Source organism: Zeimonas sediminis (assembly GCF_023721795.1).
In the GTDB taxonomy this organism is placed as follows: Bacteria; Pseudomonadota; Gammaproteobacteria; order Burkholderiales; family Burkholderiaceae_E; genus Zeimonas; species Zeimonas sediminis.
In genome coordinates this window covers 86,793-107,405 of the sequence record NZ_JAMQYE010000002.1, presented here as the reverse complement: position 1 = coordinate 107,405, position 20,613 = coordinate 86,793, and the positions used below count along the sequence as shown (strand labels likewise).

19 protein-coding genes are annotated in these 20,613 nt (G+C 71.2%); 12 read left to right on the top strand and 7 right to left on the bottom strand.

Translation table 11 applies throughout. From position 1 onward, the window contains the following. Positions 1-61 precede the first annotated feature (61 nt). Positions 62-1,420, top strand: coding sequence for a metalloprotease PmbA (gene pmbA, locus M6I34_RS15895; protein WP_272486788.1), 1,359 nt, complete (start codon positions 62-64; stop codon positions 1,418-1,420). A gap of 13 nt (positions 1,421-1,433) precedes the next feature. Here pmbA and M6I34_RS15890 read toward each other — a convergent pair whose 3' ends face one another. After that, the gene (locus tag M6I34_RS15890; RefSeq protein ID WP_272486787.1) at positions 1,434-1,640 is read right to left on the bottom strand and encodes a hypothetical protein; all 207 of its coding nucleotides are present in this window, start codon (positions 1,638-1,640) and stop codon (positions 1,434-1,436) included. Positions 1,641-1,788: 148 nt separating this feature from the next. Here M6I34_RS15890 and greB point away from each other — a divergent pair, with 148 nt between their 5' ends. Beyond that, positions 1,789-2,373, top strand: coding sequence for a transcription elongation factor GreB (gene greB / locus M6I34_RS15885; RefSeq protein WP_272486786.1), 585 nt, complete (start codon positions 1,789-1,791; stop codon positions 2,371-2,373). A 15-nt stretch (positions 2,374-2,388) separates the two neighbouring features. Here the strand turns inward: greB and M6I34_RS15880 are convergent, their stop codons facing one another. From M6I34_RS15880 to M6I34_RS15860, 5 genes are all read right to left on the bottom strand, one after another. Then, a complete protein-coding gene (locus M6I34_RS15880) occupies positions 2,389-3,798 on the bottom strand; it encodes a UbiA family prenyltransferase (protein ID WP_272486785.1) in 1,410 nt (469 codons plus the stop codon). 73 nt (positions 3,799-3,871) lie between these two features. Further along, positions 3,872-6,154, bottom strand: a complete 2,283-nt coding sequence (locus M6I34_RS15875) for a RelA/SpoT family protein (protein WP_272486784.1) — start codon at positions 6,152-6,154, stop codon at positions 3,872-3,874. Between the two features lie 79 nt (positions 6,155-6,233). After that, positions 6,234-6,437, bottom strand: coding sequence for a DNA-directed RNA polymerase subunit omega (gene rpoZ / locus M6I34_RS15870; RefSeq protein WP_272486783.1), 204 nt, complete (start codon positions 6,435-6,437; stop codon positions 6,234-6,236). A 55-nt stretch (positions 6,438-6,492) separates the two neighbouring features. Further along, positions 6,493-7,185: a guanylate kinase gene (gene gmk / locus M6I34_RS15865; RefSeq protein ID WP_272486782.1), complete on the bottom strand. Its 693-nt coding sequence runs from the start codon at positions 7,183-7,185 to the stop codon at positions 6,493-6,495. 13 nt (positions 7,186-7,198) lie between these two features. After that, positions 7,199-8,137, bottom strand: coding sequence for a YicC/YloC family endoribonuclease (locus M6I34_RS15860; protein WP_272486781.1), 939 nt, complete (start codon positions 8,135-8,137; stop codon positions 7,199-7,201). A gap of 40 nt (positions 8,138-8,177) precedes the next feature. On the opposite strand from M6I34_RS15860, the gene M6I34_RS15855 reads away from it, so the two are divergent. The 10 genes from M6I34_RS15855 to ntrC all read left to right on the top strand — a co-directional run bounded on the left by M6I34_RS15855 (position 8,178) and on the right by ntrC (position 19,733). Then, positions 8,178-9,152: a serine/threonine protein kinase gene (locus M6I34_RS15855; protein ID WP_272486780.1), complete on the top strand. Its 975-nt coding sequence runs from the start codon at positions 8,178-8,180 to the stop codon at positions 9,150-9,152. 24 nt (positions 9,153-9,176) lie between these two features. Next, the gene (locus tag M6I34_RS15850; RefSeq protein WP_272486779.1) at positions 9,177-10,088 is read left to right on the top strand and encodes a PP2C family protein-serine/threonine phosphatase; all 912 of its coding nucleotides are present in this window, start codon (positions 9,177-9,179) and stop codon (positions 10,086-10,088) included. After that, positions 10,085-10,807: a ribonuclease PH gene (gene rph / locus M6I34_RS15845; RefSeq protein WP_272486778.1), complete on the top strand. Its 723-nt coding sequence runs from the start codon at positions 10,085-10,087 to the stop codon at positions 10,805-10,807. The genes M6I34_RS15850 and rph overlap by 4 nt, the downstream gene beginning before the upstream one ends. Positions 10,808-10,812: 5 nt before the next feature. Further along, complete coding sequence (gene rdgB, locus M6I34_RS15840; protein WP_272487222.1) at positions 10,813-11,454, top strand: RdgB/HAM1 family non-canonical purine NTP pyrophosphatase; 642 nt, start codon at positions 10,813-10,815, stop codon at positions 11,452-11,454. Continuing rightward, positions 11,451-12,749, top strand: a complete 1,299-nt coding sequence (gene hemW / locus M6I34_RS15835; RefSeq protein WP_272486777.1) for a radical SAM family heme chaperone HemW — start codon at positions 11,451-11,453, stop codon at positions 12,747-12,749. The genes rdgB and hemW overlap by 4 nt, the downstream gene beginning before the upstream one ends. 91 nt (positions 12,750-12,840) lie before the next feature. Continuing rightward, complete coding sequence (locus tag M6I34_RS15830; RefSeq protein WP_272486776.1) at positions 12,841-14,505, top strand: long-chain fatty acid--CoA ligase; 1,665 nt, start codon at positions 12,841-12,843, stop codon at positions 14,503-14,505. Positions 14,506-14,931: 426 nt separating this feature from the next. Further along, positions 14,932-16,347: a glutamate--ammonia ligase gene (gene glnA, locus M6I34_RS15825; RefSeq protein WP_272486775.1), complete on the top strand. Its 1,416-nt coding sequence runs from the start codon at positions 14,932-14,934 to the stop codon at positions 16,345-16,347. 166 nt (positions 16,348-16,513) lie between these two features. After that, positions 16,514-17,047 (top strand): DUF4124 domain-containing protein, encoded by a 534-nt coding sequence (locus M6I34_RS15820; protein WP_272486774.1) that lies wholly within the window; start codon positions 16,514-16,516, stop codon positions 17,045-17,047. Then, positions 17,044-18,129 (top strand): nitrogen regulation protein NR(II), encoded by a 1,086-nt coding sequence (glnL, locus tag M6I34_RS15815; protein ID WP_272486773.1) that lies wholly within the window; start codon positions 17,044-17,046, stop codon positions 18,127-18,129. The genes M6I34_RS15820 and glnL overlap by 4 nt, the downstream gene beginning before the upstream one ends. Before the next feature lie 11 nt (positions 18,130-18,140). Beyond that, positions 18,141-19,733 carry a nitrogen regulation protein NR(I) gene (gene ntrC / locus M6I34_RS15810; protein WP_272486772.1) on the top strand — a complete coding sequence of 531 codons (1,593 nt, stop codon included), beginning with the start codon at positions 18,141-18,143 and terminating at the stop codon, positions 19,731-19,733. 3 nt (positions 19,734-19,736) lie between these two features. On the opposite strand, the gene M6I34_RS15805 is transcribed toward ntrC, so the two are convergent. Then, positions 19,737-20,573: an exodeoxyribonuclease III gene (locus tag M6I34_RS15805; RefSeq protein ID WP_272487221.1), complete on the bottom strand. Its 837-nt coding sequence runs from the start codon at positions 20,571-20,573 to the stop codon at positions 19,737-19,739. Positions 20,574-20,613: the final 40 nt, after the last annotated feature.

Here is a 20,613-nt window from a genome sequence, read left to right as displayed (position 1 = left end):
AACCGGCTCGATTCGCCGGGCCCGAAGCGCCACGCCGGCTTCGCCGGGGCACGGCACAACGATGAGGACTCTCCCCCCGATGTTCGAATACGACGCGTCACGCCTGCACGAAATCGCCGCCCTCGCGCTCGAGCGCGCCCACAGCGGCGGCGCCTCGGCTGCGGCGGTCGACGTCTCGGAGAGCAGCGGGCTGTCGGTCAACGTGCGGCGCGGCCGCGTGGAGACGATCGAGCAGACCCGCGACAAGGGCCTGGGCGTGTCGGTCTATTTCGGCAAGCGGCGCGGCCATGCGAGCACCAGCGACTTCTCGCCGCAGTCGATCGCCGAAACGGTCGGCGCGGCCTGCGACATCGCGCGCTACACCGCCGAGGACCCGTTCGCCGGCCTGCCCGAGCCGGAGCTGCTGGCGCGCGACTGGAAGGACCCCGGCGTGTTCCACGCCTGGAACGTGTCGGTCGACGAGGCGGTCGAGATGGCGAAGTCGGCCGAGGCGGCGGCCTTCGCGACCAGCCCGATGATCCGCAACTCGGAAGGCGCGTCGGTCAGCGTGAGCCACGGCCACTTCGTCGCCGCGAACTCGCTCGGTTTCGCCGGCGGCTTTCGCTACAGCAGGCACTCGATCGGCGCCGCCCCGATCGCGCGTCGCGGCCGGGACATGCAGCGCGACGACTGGTACTCGTCGCACTGCAATCCCCGCAAGCTGGCCGATCCCGAGGCGCTGGGACGCTATGCGGCCGAGCGCGCGCTGTCGCGGCTCGGGGCGCGGCGTCTGTCGACCCGCAAGGTGCCGGTGCTGTTCGAGGCGCCGCTGGCCTGCGGCCTGATCGGCCACTTCGTGCAGGCCACCAGCGGCAGCGCGCTCTATCGCAAGACCAGCTTCCTGGTCGATTCGCTGGGCCACGCGATCTTTCCCGAGCATGTGGACATCGTCGAGGACCCGACGCTGCGCGGCGAGTCCGGCAGCTCGCCCTTCGACAACGAGGGCGTGGCCACCCGCAAGCGCAACGTGGTCGAGGCAGGCGTGCTGCAGGGCTACTTCCTGTCGACCTACTCGGCGCGCAAGCTGGGCATGCAGACGACCGGCAACGCCGGCGGCTCGCACAACCTGCGCCTGTCCAGCCGGCACACGAAGCGGCGCGACTCGCTCGAGGCGATGCTGGCGAAGCTCGGCACCGGCCTGTTCGTGACGGACCTGATGGGGCAGGGCGTGAACTACGTGACCGGCGACTACTCGCGCGGCGCGGCCGGCTTCTGGGTCGAGAACGGACGGATCGTCCATCCGGTCGAGGAGATCACGATCGCCGGCAACCTGCGGCAGATGTTCCAGGACATCCGGGCGGTGGGCGCCGACGAGATCGTGCGCGGCACCAAGCGCACCGGGTCGGTGCTGATCGGCGAGATGTCGGTGGCGGGGAACTGAGGGCGGCCGGGGCTCAGTGGACCCAGCCGGCGAGCGTTTCCCGGACGTCCTTGACCCGTGGCGCTTCGGCCTGCATCTTGCGGACCGCGGGCTCCGGCGACTCGACCAGGTCCTCGATCACGACGATCGCCTCGGCAGGCGGCGGCGCCACGTCGTCGCCCAGGGAAGCCTCGAGCCGGTCCTCGGCGTGGCGAACCAGCGCGAGGTATCGGCGGAGCATGCGGCGATCGTTCATGGCGGCCTGCGAGCTGCGTGGGGCTGGACCATCGTCGGCCGCGGCAAGGCGCGCCGCGAGGAAATGCGTCACGGGCCCGCCGATTCGGCGCAAGTAGGCAAATCGATGACCGGCGAGCGATGACCAGCGAGCGATGAGCAAGGCATTCACGAAGGAAAGCGACGAGCTCGACGACGAGCTCGACACCGAGGAGGCGGCGCCGCTGCCGCCCGGCGGGCGCAACTACATGACGCCGGCCGGCCACGCGCGGATGAAGGCGGAGCTGCTGCACCTGCTCGACGTGGAGCGGCCCGAGGTGGTGCGGGTCGTGTCCTGGGCCGCTTCGAACGGCGACCGGTCCGAGAACGGAGACTACCTGTACGGCAAGAAGCGGCTGCGCGAGATCGATCGCCGGATCCGCTTCCTGACCAAGCGGCTGGACAAGGCCGAGGTCGTCGATCCGTCGGCGCAGCAGAACCTGGAGCAGGTGTTCTTCGGCGCCACCGTCACCTACCTGCGCCGTCGCGCCGGCGCGCGGCCGGGGCCCGCGGACAGCGAGGAAACCGTGACCATCGTCGGCATCGACGAGGTCGACCCGCCGCGCCGACGGGTGAGCTGGATCTCGCCGATCGCCCGGGCGCTGGCCAAGGCTCGCGAAGGCGACCTGGTCACGCTGCGCACGCCGGCTGGCGTCGATGAACTGGAAGTGCTGGAGATCGCCTACGTGGCGATCGATTGACCCCGCGGGGCAGCGTCACAGCGCCGCCGCGAACGCTCCGGCGATCAGCGCCACCGCCAGCCAGCTGACCGGATCCTTCGCCGCCCACGAGACCGGGTCTTCGTCGACCGCGCCGCGATTGGCGCGAAACCAGACGTGCACGATCCAGTACAGGAGCACGGGGCAGGCGGCCCAGATGCGCCGCGGGTGCCCGTACAGTTCCAGCGTCTGCCCGCTCTGGATGTACAGCGCGAGAACCAGCACCGCGACCAGGCCGGCGCCGACGCCCGCGGCGATGATCACCGGCAGGTCCTCGGTCTGGTAGTTGCGCGAGATGCGCCCGCCGCCCTCCATCGCCAGCCGGCGCAGCTCGGCAAAGCGCTTGACCAGGGCCAGGCTCAGGAACAGGAACATCGAGAAGGCGAGCAGCCAGAACGAGGGGGGCACGTCGATGGCTGCGGCGCCCGCGAACAGGCGAACCGTGTAGAGGCCCGCCAGGCACATCACGTCGACGATGGGCCGCCGCTTGAGGTCGGCCGAGTAGGCGGTGGTCACGAGCAGGTAGACGCCGATCCAGCCGGCGAAACTCGCTGGCAGCATCGCAGAACAGGCAATTGCGAGCAGCGCGAACGCTGCCGCTCCCTGCAGCACCAGGGGCACCGGAAGCAGGCCGCTCGCGAGCGGCCTGCCGCGCTTGACCGGATGGGCGCGGTCGTCGCGGAGGTCGGCGAGGTCGTTGAGCACGTAGATCGTCGAGGCGGTGAAGCCGAACGCGAGGAAGGCCAGCAGCGCGGCGCTCACCGCGGCGGGGTCGCCCCACAGGTGGGCGGTCAGCAGCGGCACCAGCACCAGGCCGTTCTTGACCCACTGGTGCAGCCGGAAGGCCCGGCGCCAGGCCGAGAGGCCGCCGCGCGGCGCCGGCAGCCGTCGCTCGAGCGTGGCCACTGCCGCAGCCTGCTCGGCGAGTCGGTCGTCGTTGCCGACGACGATCGCCGCGTTCGCGTCGCGCCACACAGCCAGGTCGGCGCTGCTGTCGCCGGCGTAGTCGAAACCCTTCTCGCCGAAACGCTCGACCAGCGCCTCGCGCTTGTGCTCGCCCTTCAGGTTGCGGGTGGCGTCGCTGCCCAGGGTGCCGGCGAACAGGCCCAGGTGCCTCGCGATCTCGTCGACGAAGCGGCGGTGGCTGGCGCTGACCAGCCAGATCTCGCGGCCCTTCGCGTGCTCGCCGCGCAGCCAGTCGAGCACCGCCTCGTTGTAGGGGAGGGTGGCCGGGTCGATCGCGCAGCGCAGCGCGATCTCGTCCTTCAGGCGCGCGCGGCCGGCCAGCAGCCAGCCGATCGCGCGCGGCAGGGCCAGCGGGTTGCGCACCAGGAAGCCGGGCAGCAGCTCGGCCAGCAGGTCGGTGCGCAGCAGCGTGTTGTCGAGGTCGACGACGAGCGGTTTCATGGACCGGGAGGATAGCGCCGAGGAGCGGATTCGGTCAGCCGGCTCGCGGCCGGCCGGCGCGGGCGGCTTCGGCTCAGTGCCGCGTGATCTTCGCGACCTCGGACAGCCTGCGCAGGTTGCGGATCACCTGGGCCAGGTGCACCCGGTCGCGGACCAGCATCGCGAAGCGCAGCAGCGCGGTCTCCTGCGCGTCCTCGTCCATCGACACGTGCACGATGTTGGCCTCGCTGGCCGCGATCTCGGCGGCGATCTTGCCGAGCACGCCGCGGTCGTTGCGCACGCCGATCTCGATCTCGGTGCGGAACTGGCCGGAGATCTCGTCGGCCCAGTCGACGTCGACCCAGCGCTCGGCGTCTTTCGCGCGCTGGCGATGCGCGACCTCGCAGTCGGCGCGGTGCAGCACCAGGCCGTGCCCGCCGCGCAGGTGGCCGATGATGTCGTCGCCGGGCAGCGGGTGGCAGCAGGGCGAGTAGCTGACCGCCGCCCCCTCGTTGCCGCTGATGATCATCGGCGCGGGCCGCGGCAGGATCAGCGCGGCGGCCGCGCTCTTCGTGCCGAACTGCAGCGCGATCGTGCGCGCGATGACCGGCGCGAGCCGCTTGCCCAGGCCGATGTCGGCGTGCATTTCCTCGACGCTCCTGGCGCCGGCGTCGCGCGCGCCGCGCTCGAGCGCCTGCGCGTCGAGCGCGGCAGGGTCGATGCGCAGCGCCGACAGCGCCTGCGCGAGCAGCCTGCGGCCGAGCTCGACCGACTCGCGGTACTTCAGCGTCTTCAGGCAGTGCCGGATGCCGGCGCGCGCCTTGCCGGTGCGCACGAAGGACAGCCAGTTCGGGTTGGCCTTCGCGTTCGGGTCGGTGATCACCTCGACCACGTCGCCGTTGTGCAGCTCGGTGCGCAGCGGCACCGGCTGCTGGTTGACGCGCGCGGCCACCGCCTGGTCGCCGATGTCGGTGTGCACGCTGTACGCGAAGTCGATGATCGTGGCGCCGCGCGGCATCGCGCGGATCTGGCCGCGCGGCGTGAACACGTAGACCGCGTCGGGGAACAGGTCGACCTTCACGTGCTCGATGAACTCGAGCGAGTCGCCGGTCTGGCTCTGGATGTCGAGCAGCGACTGCAGCCACTCGTGGGTGCGCTTCTGCAGGTCGGAGAAGCTCTCCTTCTCTGCCTTGTAGAGCCAGTGCGCGGCCACGCCCGCCTGCGCGACACGCTGCATCTCGCGGGTGCGGATCTGGAATTCGACCGGCGTGCCGAAGGGGCCGACCAGCGTGGTGTGCAGCGACTGGTAGCCGTTGATCTTCGGGATCGCGATGTAGTCCTTGAAGCGGCCCGGCACCGGCTTGTACAGCGCGTGCAGCGCGCCCAGCGTCAGGTAGCACTGCGGCACGGTCTCGACGATCACCCGGAAGCCGTAGACGTCGAGCACCTCGGAGAACGAAAGCCGCTTGTCGCGCATCTTGCGGTAGATCGCGTACAGCGTCTTTTCGCGGCCGTAGACCTCGGCGGTGACGCCGGCCTCGGGCAGCGCCTTCTGCACCGACTCGAGGATCTTCGACAGCACCTCCCGGCGGTTGCCGCGCGCCGCCTGCACCGCTTTCTGCAGCGTGCGGTGCCGGAACGGGTGCAGGTACTTGAACGACAGGTCGACCAGCTCGCGGAACAGCTCGTGCAGGCCGAGCCGGTTGGCGATCGGCGCGTAGATCTCGAAGGTCTCGAGCGCGACCCGCTTCTGCTTGTCGGGCGGCACCGCGCCGAGCGTCTGCATGTTGTGCAGGCGGTCGGCGAGCTTGATCAGGATGACGCGGACGTCGCGCGCCATGGCCAGAAGCATCTTGCGGAAGCTCTCGGCCTGCTGGTGCTCCTTCGACGCGAACTCGACGCGCTCGAGCTTGGACAGGCCGTCGACGATGTCGGCGACCTGGCTGCCGAAGCGCTCGATCAGCACCTGCTTGGGGATCGCGGTGTCCTCGATCACGTCGTGCAGCAGCGCCGCCATCAGCGAGTCGGCGTCGAGCTTCCAGCCGGCGAGGATCTCGGCGACCGCGATCGGGTGGGAGATGTAGGGCTCGCCGCTGGAGCGGAACTGCCCGAGATGGGCCTCGTCGCTGAGCCGGTAGGCCTCGCGGATGCGCCGGATGTCGTCGTCCGGCAGGTAGGCCGAGGCCTTGCGCGTCAGCGTGGCGAGCGAGACGACCTGCCGCTCGTCGGGCGCGGCGACGAAACCGTTGCCGGGAGCCGAGGCCTCGTCCGGGACGGGCTGGGAGGCCTTGGCCGCCGACTGCCGCGGCGCGCGCTTGCGCGGCGCGGTCGGCAGGGCGCCGGGCGGCGAAACCGGTGGGGCAGGGGGCGTGGCCATGACCGCTTCGCGCCTTGCGGTGATGGCCGTGCGTTGCGGCGGGAGGGCGGGTGGCGGGAAGCGGCCGGGGGGCGCTCGCTCAGGTCGGGACGCGCCTGAGCATCTCGCTGCCGACCTGGCCGGCGGCGATCTCGCGCAGCGCGGTCACGGTGGGCTTGTCCTTGCTGTCGACCTTGGGCGTGTGGCCCTGGGCCAGCATGCGCGCGCGATAGGTGGCGGCCAGCGTGAGCTCGAAGCGGTTCGGGATCTTCTTCAGGCAATCTTCGACGGTGATGCGGGCCATGGCTTTCTACCTGGTGGGTCTGTCGCGTTCGGAGGTCTTTTTCGCTGCGCCCGGACTAGCCGCGGATGCCCAGCGCGCAGAAGGTCTCGGGGTGCCGGGCCTTCTGCTGCGCGAAGCGCAACCGCGCCGATTCGACGATCGTGGCGAGCTCGTCGAGTGCGCGCGTAAAGTCTTGATTGATAATAACATATTGGAAGCGGTGCGCCTGCCTCAATTCGGCTTCGGCTGCGGCCACCCGCTGCTCGATCACCTCGATGCTGTCCTGGCCGCGCGCGACCAGCCGTTCGCGCAGCGCCTGGACCGACGGCGGCGCGATGAACACGCCGACCGCGTCCGGGTAGATCCGCTGCACCTGCGTCGCGCCCTGCCAGTCGATCTCGAGCACGATGTCGACGCCCGCGGCCATCCGTTCCTCGATCCAGCGGCGCGAGGTGGCGTACAGGTTGCCGTGCACCTCGGCCCATTCCAGGAACTCGCCTTCGTCGCGGCGCTGCTCGAAGCCCGCCCGGTCCACGAAGAAGTAGTCGCGGCCGTCGATCTCGCCGGGCCGCGGCGCGCGGGTGGTGAAGGACACCGACAGCTGCATGCGCGGCTCGCGGTCGAGCAGGGCGCGCACCAGCGAGGTCTTGCCCGCGCCCGACGGCGCGGCGACCACGAACAGGCTGCCGGCGCGCACCGGGTGAGGGCGGCCGGGCTCGGCTTCGCCGGCCGGGTGGGCGAGCGGGGAGTGCTGGGCGCCAGGGTTCATTCGACGATCGGGCTCATTCGATGTTCTGGGTCTGTTCCCGGATCTGTTCGACCAGCAGCTTCAGGTCGATCGAGGCGTTGGTCATCTCCAGCGCGGCGGCCTTCGAGCCGATCGTGTTGGCTTCGCGGTTGAACTCCTGCAACAGGAAGTCCATCCGCTTGCCGACCGGGCCCGGTCCGGAAAGGACGCGGCGCAGCTCGGCCACGTGCGCGCGCAGACGGCCGATCTCCTCGTCGACGTCGATCCGCATGCCGTGCAGCGTGACCTCCTGGCGGACCCGGGCCATGGTCTCGTCCAGCGGAATCGCCGCTGGCGACCCTTCGTCGGCGCCGGCCGCCAGCCGCTCCAGCGCAGCGCGCAGCCGCTCGACCAGCCGCGCCTCGTGGGCGGCCAGCAACTCGGGCGCGCGGGCCGCCACCTGCGCGGCGATCGCGTCGATCCGCTCGGCGCGCTCCAGGATCAGCTCGGCCAGCCGGGCGCCTTCGCGGGCGCGGGTGGCCACGAAATCGGCCAGCGCCTCGCGCGCGGCGTCGAGGATGGCCGGCAGCAGCGACTCGGCGCTGGCCTGCTCGGCGATCACGCCGGGCCAGCGAAGCGCCTCGCCGACCGACAGCGGGGCGGCGCCGGGCAGCGCGCCGCGCACCGCGGCGTCGAGCGCCGCCAGCCGCTGCAGCGCAGCCCGGTCGATCGCGACCGGTGCCTCGCCGGCCGAGGCCGCGCGAAGCGACACCCGGCACTCGAGCTTGCCGCGCTGCACGGTGCCGGCGATCAGCTCGCGCAGCGCGGGCTCGGCGATCCGGAGTTCGTCGGGAATCCGCAACGACAGGTCGAGGAAGCGGGAATTGACGCTGCGCAGCTCGACCGCGACCTGGCCGGCCGGCGTGTCGCGGGAGGCCAGCGCGAAGCCGGTCATGCTCTGCAAAGGGCGCCGTTCGGCGGTTCGCTTGTTCAAGTTCGGATCGGGGCGACGGTGAGACCTTAGAATCCCGGCAATGGGGAACCAGAACAACGCTCCACTTCCCGACGGGATCGAAGTCGGCGGGTACCGTATTGTAAGGAAGATCGCCAGCGGCGGCTTCTCGATCGTGTACCTGGCCGAGGACGAATCCGGCGAGAAGTACGCGATCAAGGAGTACCTGCCGAGCACGCTGGTCAAGCGCGCGGCGGGCCAGCTCGCGCCGGCGATCCCCGAGCAGAACCTGAACACCTTCCGCAACGGCCTGCGCTGCTTCTTCGAGGAGGGGCGGGCGCTCGCAAGGATCTTCCACCCGAACGTGGTGCGGGTGGTCAACTTCTTCCGCGCCTTCGACACCGTCTACATGGTGATGGACTGGGAGCGCGGCCGCAGCCTGCAGGAGGTCGTTCTCAGGCACCGGCGCCGCCACGGCCGCGAGGTCATGGCCGAGCGGCACATCGTGCGCGTGTTCAACCTGGCGATGAACGGGCTGCGCGAGGTCCACGCCAACCGGCTGCTGCACCTGGACCTGAAGCCGGCGAACATCTACCTGCGGGTCGACGGCACGCCGCTGTTGCTCGACTTCGGCGCCGCTCGCCGCGCGCTCGATGCCGAGCCGCAGCGGCTGTTCCCCATGTACACGCCGGGCTTCGCCGCGCCGGAGCTCTACCGGCGCACCCAGCAACTCGGCCCCTGGACCGACGTCTACGGGCTGGGCGCCAGCATGCTCGGCTGCATGCTCGGCCAGCCGCCGCAGCAGGCGGACCAGCGCGAGCTCGACGACCGGCTGCCGGCCACGCTCGACTCGCTGGCCGACGCCTACTCGCGGCCGCTGCTCGACCTGGTCGGCTGGTGCCTGAAGCTCAATCCGCTCGAGCGGCCGCAGAGCGTGTTCGCGCTGCAGCGCGCGCTGCGGGCGATCGCGGCGGTCGGCGACGACGGCGGCCAGCAGCGGGCCACGACGATCGGCCGCTGGCTCGACTCGCGCGTCGACGCGCCGCAGGCCGGCTGACGACCGGGGGCCGCGGGGCGCGACATGCGATTCTCGATCTACCAGGACAGCCTGATCGGCGAGCGGCAGGTCAACCAGGACCGGATGGGCTACTGCTTCACCCGCGACAGCCTGCTGATGCTGGTCGCCGACGGGATGGGCGGGCACCTGCACGGCGAGATCGCGGCGCAGATGGCCTTGCAGGCCGCCGCCGCCGCGTTCCAGTCGCAGGCCCGGCCGATGCTGGCCGACCCGGCGGCCTTCCTCGACCTGGCGCTGCGCCGCGGCCACCGCGAGATCCTGCGCTTCCAGCATGCGAACCGGCTGCCCGACGCGCCGCGCACCACGATCGTGGCCTGCGTGGTGCAGCAGGGGCAGGCCTGGTGGGCGCACGCCGGCGACTCGCGCTTCTACTGGCTGCGCGGTGGCGCGGTGATGGCGCGCACTCGCGACCACTCCAAGGTCCAGAACCTGGTCGACCTGGGCCTGGTGCACCCGGACGACGCCGAGCGGCACCCCGAGCGCAACAAGGTGCTCAACTGCCTCGGCTCGCCCTTCGAGCCCACGATCGAGATCGGCGGGCCGCTGCCGCTGGCGGCCGGCGACACGCTGCTGCTGTGCAGCGACGGCGTCTGGGCGCCGCTTGCCGAGGCCGACCTGCTGGCCGCGCTGGGCGAGGATTCGGTGCTGGTCGGCGTGCCGCTGCTGGTGCGCCGCGCGGTCGAGCTCGGCGGCGTGCTCGCCGACAATGCCACCGCGCTGGCGATGACCTGGGAGGGCGAAGAGGAGACCGGCGAGGGCGTGTCGTCGGCGCTGGTGCCCGACGGCGCGATCACGACCACGATATCGGTGGGGCCGCCCGACGAGGCCGCCCCGGACGCGATCAGCGAGGACGAGATCGAGCGGACGATCCGCGAGATCCGCGACGCGATCGCACGCACAGGAGGAAGTTCATGACGATCCGCCCGAGCGGGCGCGCGCTGGACGCGCTGCGCGAGGTCCGCTTCACCCGCGGTTACACCCGCTATGCCGAAGGCTCGGTGCTGGTCGAGTTCGGCCACACGAAGGTGCTGTGCACCGCGAGCGTCGAGGACAAGGTGCCGGGCTTCCTGCGCGGGGCGGGCCGCGGCTGGGTCACCGCCGAGTACGGCATGCTGCCTCGCGCCACGCACACCCGCGGCGACCGCGAGGCCGCCCGCGGCAAGCAGGGCGGCCGCACCCAGGAGATCCAGCGGCTGATCGGGCGCAGCCTGCGCGCGGTGTTCGACATGGAGAAGCTCGGCGAGCGCACGATCACGCTCGACTGCGACGTGCTCCAGGCCGACGGCGGCACGCGCTGCGCGTCGATCACCGGCGCGTGGGTGGCGGCTCGCGATGCGGTCGACGCATTGTTGCGGGCAGGCGTCTTGCCGGCTTCGCCGATCCGCGACCACGTGGCGGCGGTGTCGGTCGGCATCTACCAGGGCGTGCCGGTGCTCGACCTCGACTACGACGAGGACTCGAACTGCGAGACCGACCTGAACGTGGTGATGACCGGCGCCGGCGGCTTCGTCGAGGTGCAGGGCACGGCCGAGGGCGAGCCCTTCAGCCGCGCGCAGCTCGACCGGCTGGTCGGACTGGCGGCCGACGGAATCGGCCGGCTGGTCGCGCTGCAGAAGGCCGCGCTGGCTTCGTGACGGCACTGTCTCGCGTCGTCCTCGCCTCGGGCAACGCCGGCAAGCTGCGCGAGTTCTCGGCGCTGCTGGCCCCGCTGGGCCTGGAGCTGCTGCCGCAGTCGGCCTTCGGCCTGCCCGCGGCCGAGGAGCCCTTCGGCACCTTCCTCGAGAACGCGCTGGCCAAGGCGCGCCACGCGAGCCGCGCCACCGGCCTGCCGGCGCTGGCTGACGACTCCGGCATCTGCGTCGAGGCGCTGGGGGGCCGGCCCGGCGTGTGGTCGGCGCGCTGGGCGGCGATGCGGGGCGGACGGGAAACCGGCGACGCAGACGCCGCCAACAACGCCCGGCTGGTCGCCGACCTGGCCGCGCTGGCCGCGGGCGGCGCCGTAGACCGGACCGCCCACTACTACTGCGTGCTGGTGCTGGTGCGCTCGCCCGACGACCCGCAGCCGCTCGTGGCCGACGGCAGCTGGTACGGCGAGGTGATCGATGCGCCGCGCGGCACCGGCGGCTTCGGCTACGACCCGCATTTCCTGCTGCCCGAACTGGGCCTCACGGTGGCCGAGCTCGACGCCGGCACGAAGAACCGCCTGAGCCATCGCGGCAAGGCGATGCGCGCGCTGGCAGAGCGGCTTCGCGAGGCGCGGCTGGCCGGGGCCGGGCGATGATCCCGATCCTGCCTGCCGGCGCCGCGCGCGGCCCGGCCGCGTCGCCCGTCGGCGGCGGTCGGGGGCCGGGCGTGGCCGAGCCGCCGCCGCTCTCCCTGTACGTGCACCTGCCGTGGTGCCTGCGCAAGTGCCCGTACTGCGACTTCAACTCGCACGAGTTCCGCGACGGTGACGCGCCGCCCGAAGACCGCTACGTGGACGCGCTGGTCGCCGACCTGGAGGCCGCGCTGCCGTCCGTGTGGGGGCGCAGCGTGCAGACCGTGTTCATCGGCGGCGGCACGCCGAGCCTGTTCTCGCCCGAGTCGATCGAGCGGCTGCTCGCGGCGATCCGCGCGCGGCTGCGGCTGGCGCCCGGCGCCGAGATCACGATGGAGGCGAACCCCGGCACCTTCGAGGCCGGGCGGTTTCGCGGCTATGCGCAGGCCGGCGTGACCCGGCTGTCGATCGGCGTGCAGAGCTTCTCCGACGACGCGCTCGCAGTGCTGGGCCGCGTGCACGACTCGGCCCAGGCGCGCCGCGCGATCGAGACCGCCGCCGGCGCCTTCGAGACCTTCAACGTCGACCTGATGTTCGCGCTGCCGGGGCAGACGCTGGCCGCGCTGCGCGCCGACCTGCGCGAGGCGCTGGCCTTCGAGCCGCCGCACCTGTCGTACTACCACCTGACGCTCGAGCCGAACACGCTGTTCGCAAGGCATCCGCCGCCGCTGCCCGACGACGACCTGGCCGCCGACATGCAGGCGCTGATCGAGGACGAGACCGGCGCCGCGGGGCTGGGCCACTACGAGGTGTCGGCCTACGCGCGCGCCGGCCATCGCTGCCGGCACAACCTGAACTACTGGCAGTTCGGCGACTACCTGGGCATCGGCGCCGGCGCGCACGGCAAGCTGTCCTTCCACGACCGGATCGTGCGCGAGGCGCGGCTTCGGCATCCGCGCGCCTACATGGACGCGGCGCTCGGATCGGGCGGGCCGCTCGGCGCCCGGGACGCGGGTGGCCATGCGGGTACCGGCGGCGCCGTGGGTACGGCCGGCGCGGCGGGAGCGGTCGAGCTCGTCCGCACGCTGTCGGGGGCCGAGCTGCCCTTCGAGTTCATGCTGAACGCGCTGCGCCTCTACGACGGCGTGCCGGCGGCCATGTTCGCCGAGCGCACCGGCCTGCCGCTGTCGGCGATCTCGCGCGAGCTGGCCCGCGCGGCCGAGCGCGGGCTGCTCGACCCGGATCCGACGCTGATCCGGCCGACCGCGCTGGGCATGCGCTTCCTGAACGACCTGGTCGGGGAATTTCTGAGAGACTGAACGGCGTGCCGGCGACCGACCGGCCCGCCGCGGGGCGACCCACCGGCCGCAGCGCCCCGCCGAAGAACGAAGACAGGAGAGGAGACTGCCGATGCATTCCGTCAAGAGCACGATGATGCCCGCGCCGCTGTCGCTGAACCGGCTGCTCGAGCACGCGGGCAGGCTGTTCCCGGCGCAGCAGATCGTTTCCCGGCTGCCCGACAAGTCGCTGGTGCGCCACAGCTATGCCGACTTCCACCGGCGGGCGCGGGCGCTGGCCTCGGCGCTGAAGAAGCTCGGGCTGCGCAAGGGCGACCGGGTCGCCACGCTGTGCTGGAACCACCACGCGCACCTGGAGGCCTACTTCGGCATCCCGGCCGCCGGCGGGGTGATGCACACGCTGAACCTGCGCCTCGCGCCCGACGAGCTGGGCTGGATCGCCCACCACGCGCACGACCGCTTCCTGATCGTCGACGACGTGCTGCTGCCGCTCTACGAGAAGTTCGCCGCGCACCATCGCTTCGAGCGGATCATCGTGTTCCCCTTTTCCGGCGCGCCGGTGGTCGAGCGCGCCGGCGATCCGCACGCGGGCATCCCGGCCGTCGACGACTACGAGAAGCTGCTCGCGCACGCGCCGGCCGATTTCCACTACGCCGACCACCACGAGGACGATCCGGTGGCGATGTGCTACACCTCGGGCACCACCGGCAAGCCCAAGGGCGTCGTCTACTCCCATCGCTCCACGGTGCTGCACTCGCTGTCGTGCGCGCTGCCCGACGCGGTGAACATCTCGGCCAACGACTCGGTGCTGCCGGTCACGCCGATGTTCCACGCCAATTCCTGGGGCATTCCGTACGCGTCGGTGATGGTCGGCGCGAAGCTGGTGTTCCCGGGCCCGCACCTGCACCCCGACGACCTGCTCGACCTGCTGCAGGTCGAGCCGCCGACGCTGGCGCTCGGCGTGCCGACGATCTGGCTCGCGCTGATCCAGACCTACGAGGCGAACCCGGGGCGCTGGAAGCTGCCGGCCGGCCTGCGCAGCATGGTGGGCGGCGCGGCGGTGCCCGAGGCGCTGATCCGGCAGTTCGCGAAGCACGGCGTCACCGTGACGCAGGGCTGGGGCATGACCGAGACCTCGCCGGTCGGCTCGCTGTTCCTGGAGAAGCCCGAGCTGCGCGGCAGGCTGGGCGAGGACGAATGGTTCGCCCGCAAGGCCACCGCCGGCGTGCCGCTGCCGCTGGTCGAGGTGCGGATCGTCGGCGAGCAGGGCGTCTGCGAGTGGAACGGCCAGGACGTCGGCGAGCTGCAGGTCCGCGGCCCCTACATCACCGGCTCGTATCACGAGGTGCCGCAGGACCCGGACAAGTTCACCGACGACGGCTGGCTGCGCACCGGCGACGTCGCGGCGATCGATCCGCACGGCTACATCCGGATCGCCGACCGCACCAAGGATCTGGTCAAGTCGGGCGGCGAGTGGATCAGCTCGGTCGACCTGGAGAACGCGATCATGGCCCACCCCGGGGTGGCCGAGGCGGCGGTCATCGCGATCGCGCACCCGAAATGGGGCGAGCGCCCGCTGGCCTGCGTGGTGCGCAAACCGGGCGCCGAGGTCACGGTCGAGTCGCTGCGCGCGCTGCTCGGCGGGCGCTTCGCGAGCTGGCAACTGCCCGACGCCTTCGAGTTCGTCGACGAGATCCCGCGCACCTCGACCGGAAAGTTCTGGAAGCTGAAGCTGCGAGAGCGCTTCGCGAACTGGCGCTGGACGGAGGGCGGTTGAGGTCTGCCCGAACGGATCCTTGCCGAAGCGCCAGGCAGGCAACGGACGTTCGGGCGGGCGGCGCATGTCCGGCTTGGCGCGGCCGCGGGCAGGGTGCACAATCCGAGTGCGGCGCAGCGCTCTGGCATGGTGCGTTGCGTCGAAATGCACCGCGGAGGTGCAATCACTGCGCACACGGTGCGGCCCGCCGCAGCGCCGCCGATACCCGTCGGCTAGCGTCGGCGACTGCCACGCCCGGTGTCGGAGCGCGGATAATCGTGCCGGTGCGCGGTTCCGGTCGCCCGGGCTGCCGTCGCCACCCGCTGGCATGGAAACTGCTAGCCACTGAGTCGTCCCCCGTCGGCCCGTGCCGGCGGTTCCGAACCCGATCGGCATGTCGCGGAAGGCCTGCCGTCACCGTCAAACCGTAGCCAGGAGATAGCCAGCATGGCCGCAGCGCCCAAAGACGTGTTGAAGATGATCGCCGACAACGAGGTCAAGTTCGTCGACTTTCGCTTCACCGACACCCGTGGCAAGGAGCAGCACGTTTCGGTCCCCGCTCACGTCGTCGACGAGGACAAGTTCACTTCGGGCCATGCCTTCGACGGTTCGTCGATCGCCGGCTGGAAGGGCATCGAGGCCTCCGACATGCTGCTGATGCCGGATCCGGCCACCGCGAACATCGATCCGTTCCGCGAGGAGCCGACGCTGATCCTGACCTGCGACGTGATCGAGCCGTCCGACGGCAAGGGCTACGCCCGCGATCCGCGCTCGATCGCCAAGCGCGCCGAGGCCTACCTGAAGGCCAGCGGCCTGGGCGACACCGCCTATTTCGGCCCGGAGCCCGAGTTCTTCATCTTCGACTCGGTCACCTGGAGCGCCGACATGTCGGGCTGCTCCGTGAAGATCAACTCCGAGGAAGCCTCCTGGTCGACCGGCAAGGAGTTCGAGGGCGGCAACCTCGGTCACCGTCCGGCGGTCAAGGGCGGCTACTTCCCGGTGCCGCCGGTCGACTCGTTCCAGGACATGCGCTCGGAGATGTGCCTGATCCTCGAGCAGATGGGCGTGCCGGTCGAAGTCCACCACCACGAGGTGGCGGGTGCCGGCCAGAACGAGATCGGCACCAAGTTCTCGACGCTGGTGCAGCGCGCCGACTGGACCCAGCTGCTGAAGTACGTGGTGCTGAACGTGGCGCACAGCTATGGCAAGACCGCGACCTTCATGCCGAAGCCGGTCGTCGGCGACAACGGCTCGGGCATGCACGTGCACCAGTCGATCTGGAAGGACGGCCAGAACCTGTTCGCCGGCGACAAGTACGCCGGCCTGTCGGAGTTCGCGCTGTACTACATCGGCGGCATCATCAAGCACGCCCGCGCGCTGAACGCGATCACCAACCCCGGCACCAACTCGTACAAGCGCCTGGTTCCCGGCTTCGAGGCCCCGGTCAAGCTCGCCTACTCGGCGCGCAACCGGTCGGCGTCGATCCGGATCCCGTACGTCAGCAACCCGAAGGGCCGTCGCATCGAGACCCGCTTCCCGGATCCCACCGCGAACCCCTACCTGTGCTTCGCCGCGCTGATGATGGCGGGCCTGGACGGCGTGCAGAACAAGATCCACCCGGGCGAGGCGGCCGACAAGAACCTGTACGACCTGCCGCCCGAGGAAGACGCGAAGATCCCGACCGTTTGCTCGTCGCTCGACCAGGCGCTCGAGCACCTGGACAAGGACCGCGAGTTCCTGACCCGCGGCGGCGTGTTCTCGAACGAGATGATCGACGCCTACATCGAGCTCAAGATGGACGAGGTCACCCGCTTCCGGATGACCACGCACCCGATCGAGTTCGACATGTACTACAGCCTCTGATCGGCCGGGGGCGAGGGCGACGGGGCGGATCGATGCCCTGCACGCCGGCGGGGCGGCACGCCGCCCCGTTCGTCGACGGGGCGGGCGACCGCCCCGTTGTCGTTTGCTACACTCGAAACGCCCCTCCGACAGACAGGCTGCCGGGCTGCGCGTCCGGCTCGACACCATGAAGCTCGCCTCCCTGCTTTCCCTGCCCGCGCTCGCGGTCTCGCTCGCCTCGCCGGCCGCGCTGGCGCAGGTCTACCGCTGCGAATCCGATACCGGCGTGCCGATCTACCAGGGTTCCCCGTCGGGCAAGAACTGCCGCCAGCTGGACATGGCGCCGCTGACCACGATCCCGGCGCCCAAGCTGCCGGCGGGCGCGGCTGCCAAGCCGGCGGCGCCGTCGGCGGGCCAGCAGGGCGCCGCCCGGCCGGCGGCCGGCGCGACCGGCCCGGCGGATTTCCCGCGCGTGGACCCGGGCACCCAGCGCGCCCGCGACGGCGAGCGGCGCAGCATCCTCGAGACCGAGCTGGCGCGCGAGGAAGGCCGGCTCGACTCGCTTCGCCGCGAGTACAACAACGGCGAACCCGAGCGGCTCGGCAGCGAGCGCAATTACCAGAAGTACCTCGACCGCGTCGAGCGGTTGAAGGAAGACATCGCGCGATCCGAGGCGAACATCGCCTCGCTCAGGCGCGAGCTCGCGGCGATCAGGGAGTGAGCGGAAGAGGCGCGCCAGACGGATCCGGCCGGCGCGTCCGCGGCGATTCGCCGCTCGCCGGGCTGGACCTGCTCGGCACCGCGGTCGTCGTCCTCGACGAGAGCGGCTGCGCCAGCTTCCTGAACCCGGCTGCGGAGCAACTGTTCGAGGTTTCTCGCCGCATCGTGGTCGGCCAGCCCTTCGGGCGGCTGTTCGTCGACGGTGCACCGATCGAGGGCCTGCTGGCCGAGGCGAGGGCGGGCGAGTTCGAGGAAAAGCGCACCGATCTGGAGCTCGAGCGCCCCGGTCGGGAGCCGATGCTGCTGCTGGTCACCGCGACGGTGCTCGACGAAGGGCCCGGCGCGCTGCTGGTCGAGTTTCGCGAGCACGACAAGCGCTGGCGGGTCGATCGCGAGGAGCGCCTGCTCGACTCGGCGCAGGCCAACCGCGAGCTGGTCCGCAACCTGGCCCACGAGATCAAGAACCCGCTGGGCGGCATCCGCGGCGCGGCGCAGTTGCTCGAGAGCGAGCTCGGCTCGCCGGGGCTGCGCGAGTACACGCAGGTGATCATCAAGGAGGCCGACCGGCTGCAGCTGCTCGTCGACCGCCTGCTCGCCCCGCACCGGCATCCGCACATCGTCGGCGACGTCAACATCCACGAGGTCTGCGAGCGGGTGCGCTCGCTGGTGCTGGCCGAGTTCCCGAACGGGCTCGCGATCCGGCGCGACTACGACACCAGCCTGCCCGAGTTCCGCGGCGACCGCGAGCAGCTGATCCAGGTGCTGCTGAACCTGGTGCGCAACGCGGCCCAGTCGATGGGCGGCCGCGGCGAGATCGTGCTGAAGACCCGGATCACCCGCCAGGTCACGATCGCCAAGCATCGCTGGAAACTGGCATTGGACTTGCATGTGATCGACAACGGCCCGGGTGTGCCGGAGGAGATCAGGGACAGGATCTTCTTCCCGCTCGTTTCGGGCCGCGAAGGCGGCAGCGGCCTGGGGCTCACGATCGCTCAGACCTTCGTGCAACAGCACGGTGGCCTGATCGAATGCGACAGCCGGCCAGGACGCACCGACTTCCGGATCCTCCTGCCACTGCCTTGAGCCGGAACGGAATGAACGAGATCTGGATTGTCGACGACGACCAGTCGATCAGATGGGTGCTGGAGAAGGCACTGTCGCGCGACGGCTTCGCGGTGCGCGCCTTCGGCAGCGCGCGCGAATGCCTCGGCGCCCTGGACGAAGACAGCCCGAGGGTGCTGGTGTCCGACATCAGGATGCCGGGCGCGAGCGGCCTGGAGCTACTGCAGCAGTTCAAGAGCAAGCGGCCGGCCACGCCGGTGATCATCATGACCGCCTACTCCGACCTGGACAGCGCGGTCTCGGCCTTCCAGGGCGGCGCCTTCGACTATCTGCCCAAGCCCTTCGACCTGCCGAGCGCGGTCGAGCTGATCCGCCGTGCGTGGGAAGAGAGCGAACGCGAGGCGGCGGTCGAGGAAACGATCGACCAGGGCCTGGACATGCTGGGGCAGGCCCCGGCGATGCAGGAGGTCTTCCGCGCGATCGGCCGGCTGTCGCAGTCGAACGTGACCGTGCTGATCACCGGCGAGTCGGGCACCGGCAAGGAACTGGTGGCCCGCGCACTGCACAAGCACAGCCCGCGCGCGCAGCACGCCTTCGTGGCGCTGAACACCGCCGCGATCCCGCGCGACCTGCTCGAGTCCGAGCTGTTCGGCCACGAGCGAGGCGCCTTCACCGGCGCGCAGCAGACCCGGCGCGGCCGCTTCGAACAGGCCGAGGGCGGCACGCTGTTCCTGGACGAGATCGGCGACATGCCGGCCGAGCTGCAGACCCGGCTGCTGCGGGTGCTGTCCGACGGGCAGTACTACCGGGTCGGCGGCCACCAGCCGCAGAAGGCCAACGTGCGGGTCATCGCGGCCACCCACCAGAACCTAGAGGACCGGGTCCGCCAGGGCCTGTTCCGCGAGGACCTCTTTCACCGCCTGAACGTGATCCGGCTGCGGCTGCCACCGCTGCGCGAGCGAAGCGCCGACGTGCCGTTGCTGGCCCGACACTTCCTGCTGGCCAGCGCGCGCGAGCTGGGCGGCGAGCCCAAGCGGCTGACCGAGGCGGCGATGCGCGCGATGTCGGCGTTCTCGTGGCCCGGCAACGTGCGCCAGCTCGAGAACACCTGCCGCTGGCTCACCGTGATGGCGCCGGCGCAGGTGGTCGATGTCAAGGACCTGCCGCCCGAGATCCGCGAGGCGAACGCCGGCGTGGTCGTCCCGGGCGAAGCGGCGGCCGCCGGCATCGCCTCTCCGCCTCCGGCCGTGGCCGATGCGTCTCCCGACCCGCGCGGCCAGCAGGCGGCCGCGGCGCGTGGCGCCGTACCGAATGGGGCCTACGGGTCCGAGCCGTCGGCGGCGCCGGCGCAGGGCACCGCGGGGCTCGTGCAACCGGGAGACTGGTCGGCGCTGCTGCAGCTCGAGGTCGCCCGTCGGCTGGCCGCCCAGCCGCCCGAGCAGCGCGCCGAAGGCGGCAGCGAGCTGATGGACGCGCTGACCCGCGAGTTCGAGTCGACCGTCATCGGCACCACGCTCAAGCACACCCGCGGCCGCCGGATCGACGCCGCGCTGCGCCTGGGCATCGGCCGCAACACGATCACCCGCAAGATCCAGGACCTGCACCTGGAAGACGACGAGGGTTGAGGCTCAGTCCTCGAGCTCGACGATCACCGGCGCGTGGTCCGAGGGTTTCTCGAGCTTGCGCGGCTCGCGGTCGATCGCGCAGGCGCGCACCCTGGGCGCGATCCCCGCGTCGACCAGGATGTGGTCGATGCGCAGGCCGGCGTTGCGCCGGAAGCCCATCATCCGGTAGTCCCACCAGCTGAACTGCTTCGGCGGCTGATCGAACAGCCGGAACGCATCGACCAGCCCGAGCTCGACCAGCCGGACGAAGCGGGCGCGCTCCTCGTCGGAGCAGTGGATCTTGCCGGCCCAGAGCGCGGGGTCGTGGACGTCGCGGTCCTCGGGAGCGATGTTGAAGTCGCCGAGCAGCGCCAGGGGGGCCCAGCCCGGTGCCGCGGCATCCGTGCCTGCCGAGGCGGAGCTGGCTGCGTCTTGCACGGCCCCGGCCACGGCAGGCGCCAGCCAGTCGATCAGCGCGTCGATCCAGCGCAGCTTGTAGGCGTACTTGTCGGAACCGACTTCCTGGCCGTTCGGGAAGTAGGCGCAGACCACGCGAAGGCCGCCCACGGTGGCCGAGATCAGGCGCTGTTGCTCGTCTTCGAAGCGCGGGTTGCCGACGACCACGTTGGCCGGCGCGCCGACCGTGTCGCGGCGCGCCAGGATCGCCACGCCGTTGTAGGTGGGCTGGCCGGCGAACGCGGCCTCGTAGCCGGCCTCGGCGATCGCGTCCTTCGGGAACTGCTCGTCGCGCAGCTTGGTCTCCTGCAGGCACAGCACGTCGACCGGGTTGGCGGCGAGCCAGTCGAGCACCTGCGGCAGGCGGACCTTCAGGGAGTTGACGTTCCAGGTGGCGAGTTTCAGGCTCATGGCGTCGATGATAAACGACGGCCCTTCGCCCCTG

Coding starts and splice junctions, on each gene's coding strand:
- pmbA (WP_272486788.1), top strand. CDS start 62: ATGAGGACTCTCCCCCCGATGTTCGAATACGACGCGTCACGCCTGCAC.
- gmk (WP_272486782.1), bottom strand. CDS start 7,185: ATGAACCCTGGCGCCCAGCACTCCCCGCTCGCCCACCCGGCCGGCGAA.
- glnA (WP_272486775.1), top strand. CDS start 14,932: ATGGCCGCAGCGCCCAAAGACGTGTTGAAGATGATCGCCGACAACGAG.
- M6I34_RS15875 (WP_272486784.1), bottom strand. CDS start 6,154: ATGGCCACGCCCCCTGCCCCACCGGTTTCGCCGCCCGGCGCCCTGCCG.
- rpoZ (WP_272486783.1), bottom strand. CDS start 6,437: ATGGCCCGCATCACCGTCGAAGATTGCCTGAAGAAGATCCCGAACCGC.
- M6I34_RS15880 (WP_272486785.1), bottom strand. CDS start 3,798: ATGAAACCGCTCGTCGTCGACCTCGACAACACGCTGCTGCGCACCGAC.
- rph (WP_272486778.1), top strand. CDS start 10,085: ATGACGATCCGCCCGAGCGGGCGCGCGCTGGACGCGCTGCGCGAGGTC.
- M6I34_RS15850 (WP_272486779.1), top strand. CDS start 9,177: ATGCGATTCTCGATCTACCAGGACAGCCTGATCGGCGAGCGGCAGGTC.
- M6I34_RS15855 (WP_272486780.1), top strand. CDS start 8,178: ATGGGGAACCAGAACAACGCTCCACTTCCCGACGGGATCGAAGTCGGC.
- hemW (WP_272486777.1), top strand. CDS start 11,451: ATGATCCCGATCCTGCCTGCCGGCGCCGCGCGCGGCCCGGCCGCGTCG.
- M6I34_RS15890 (WP_272486787.1), bottom strand. CDS start 1,640: ATGCTCCGCCGATACCTCGCGCTGGTTCGCCACGCCGAGGACCGGCTC.
- ntrC (WP_272486772.1), top strand. CDS start 18,141: ATGAACGAGATCTGGATTGTCGACGACGACCAGTCGATCAGATGGGTG.
- greB (WP_272486786.1), top strand. CDS start 1,789: ATGAGCAAGGCATTCACGAAGGAAAGCGACGAGCTCGACGACGAGCTC.
- M6I34_RS15830 (WP_272486776.1), top strand. CDS start 12,841: ATGCATTCCGTCAAGAGCACGATGATGCCCGCGCCGCTGTCGCTGAAC.
- M6I34_RS15820 (WP_272486774.1), top strand. CDS start 16,514: ATGAAGCTCGCCTCCCTGCTTTCCCTGCCCGCGCTCGCGGTCTCGCTC.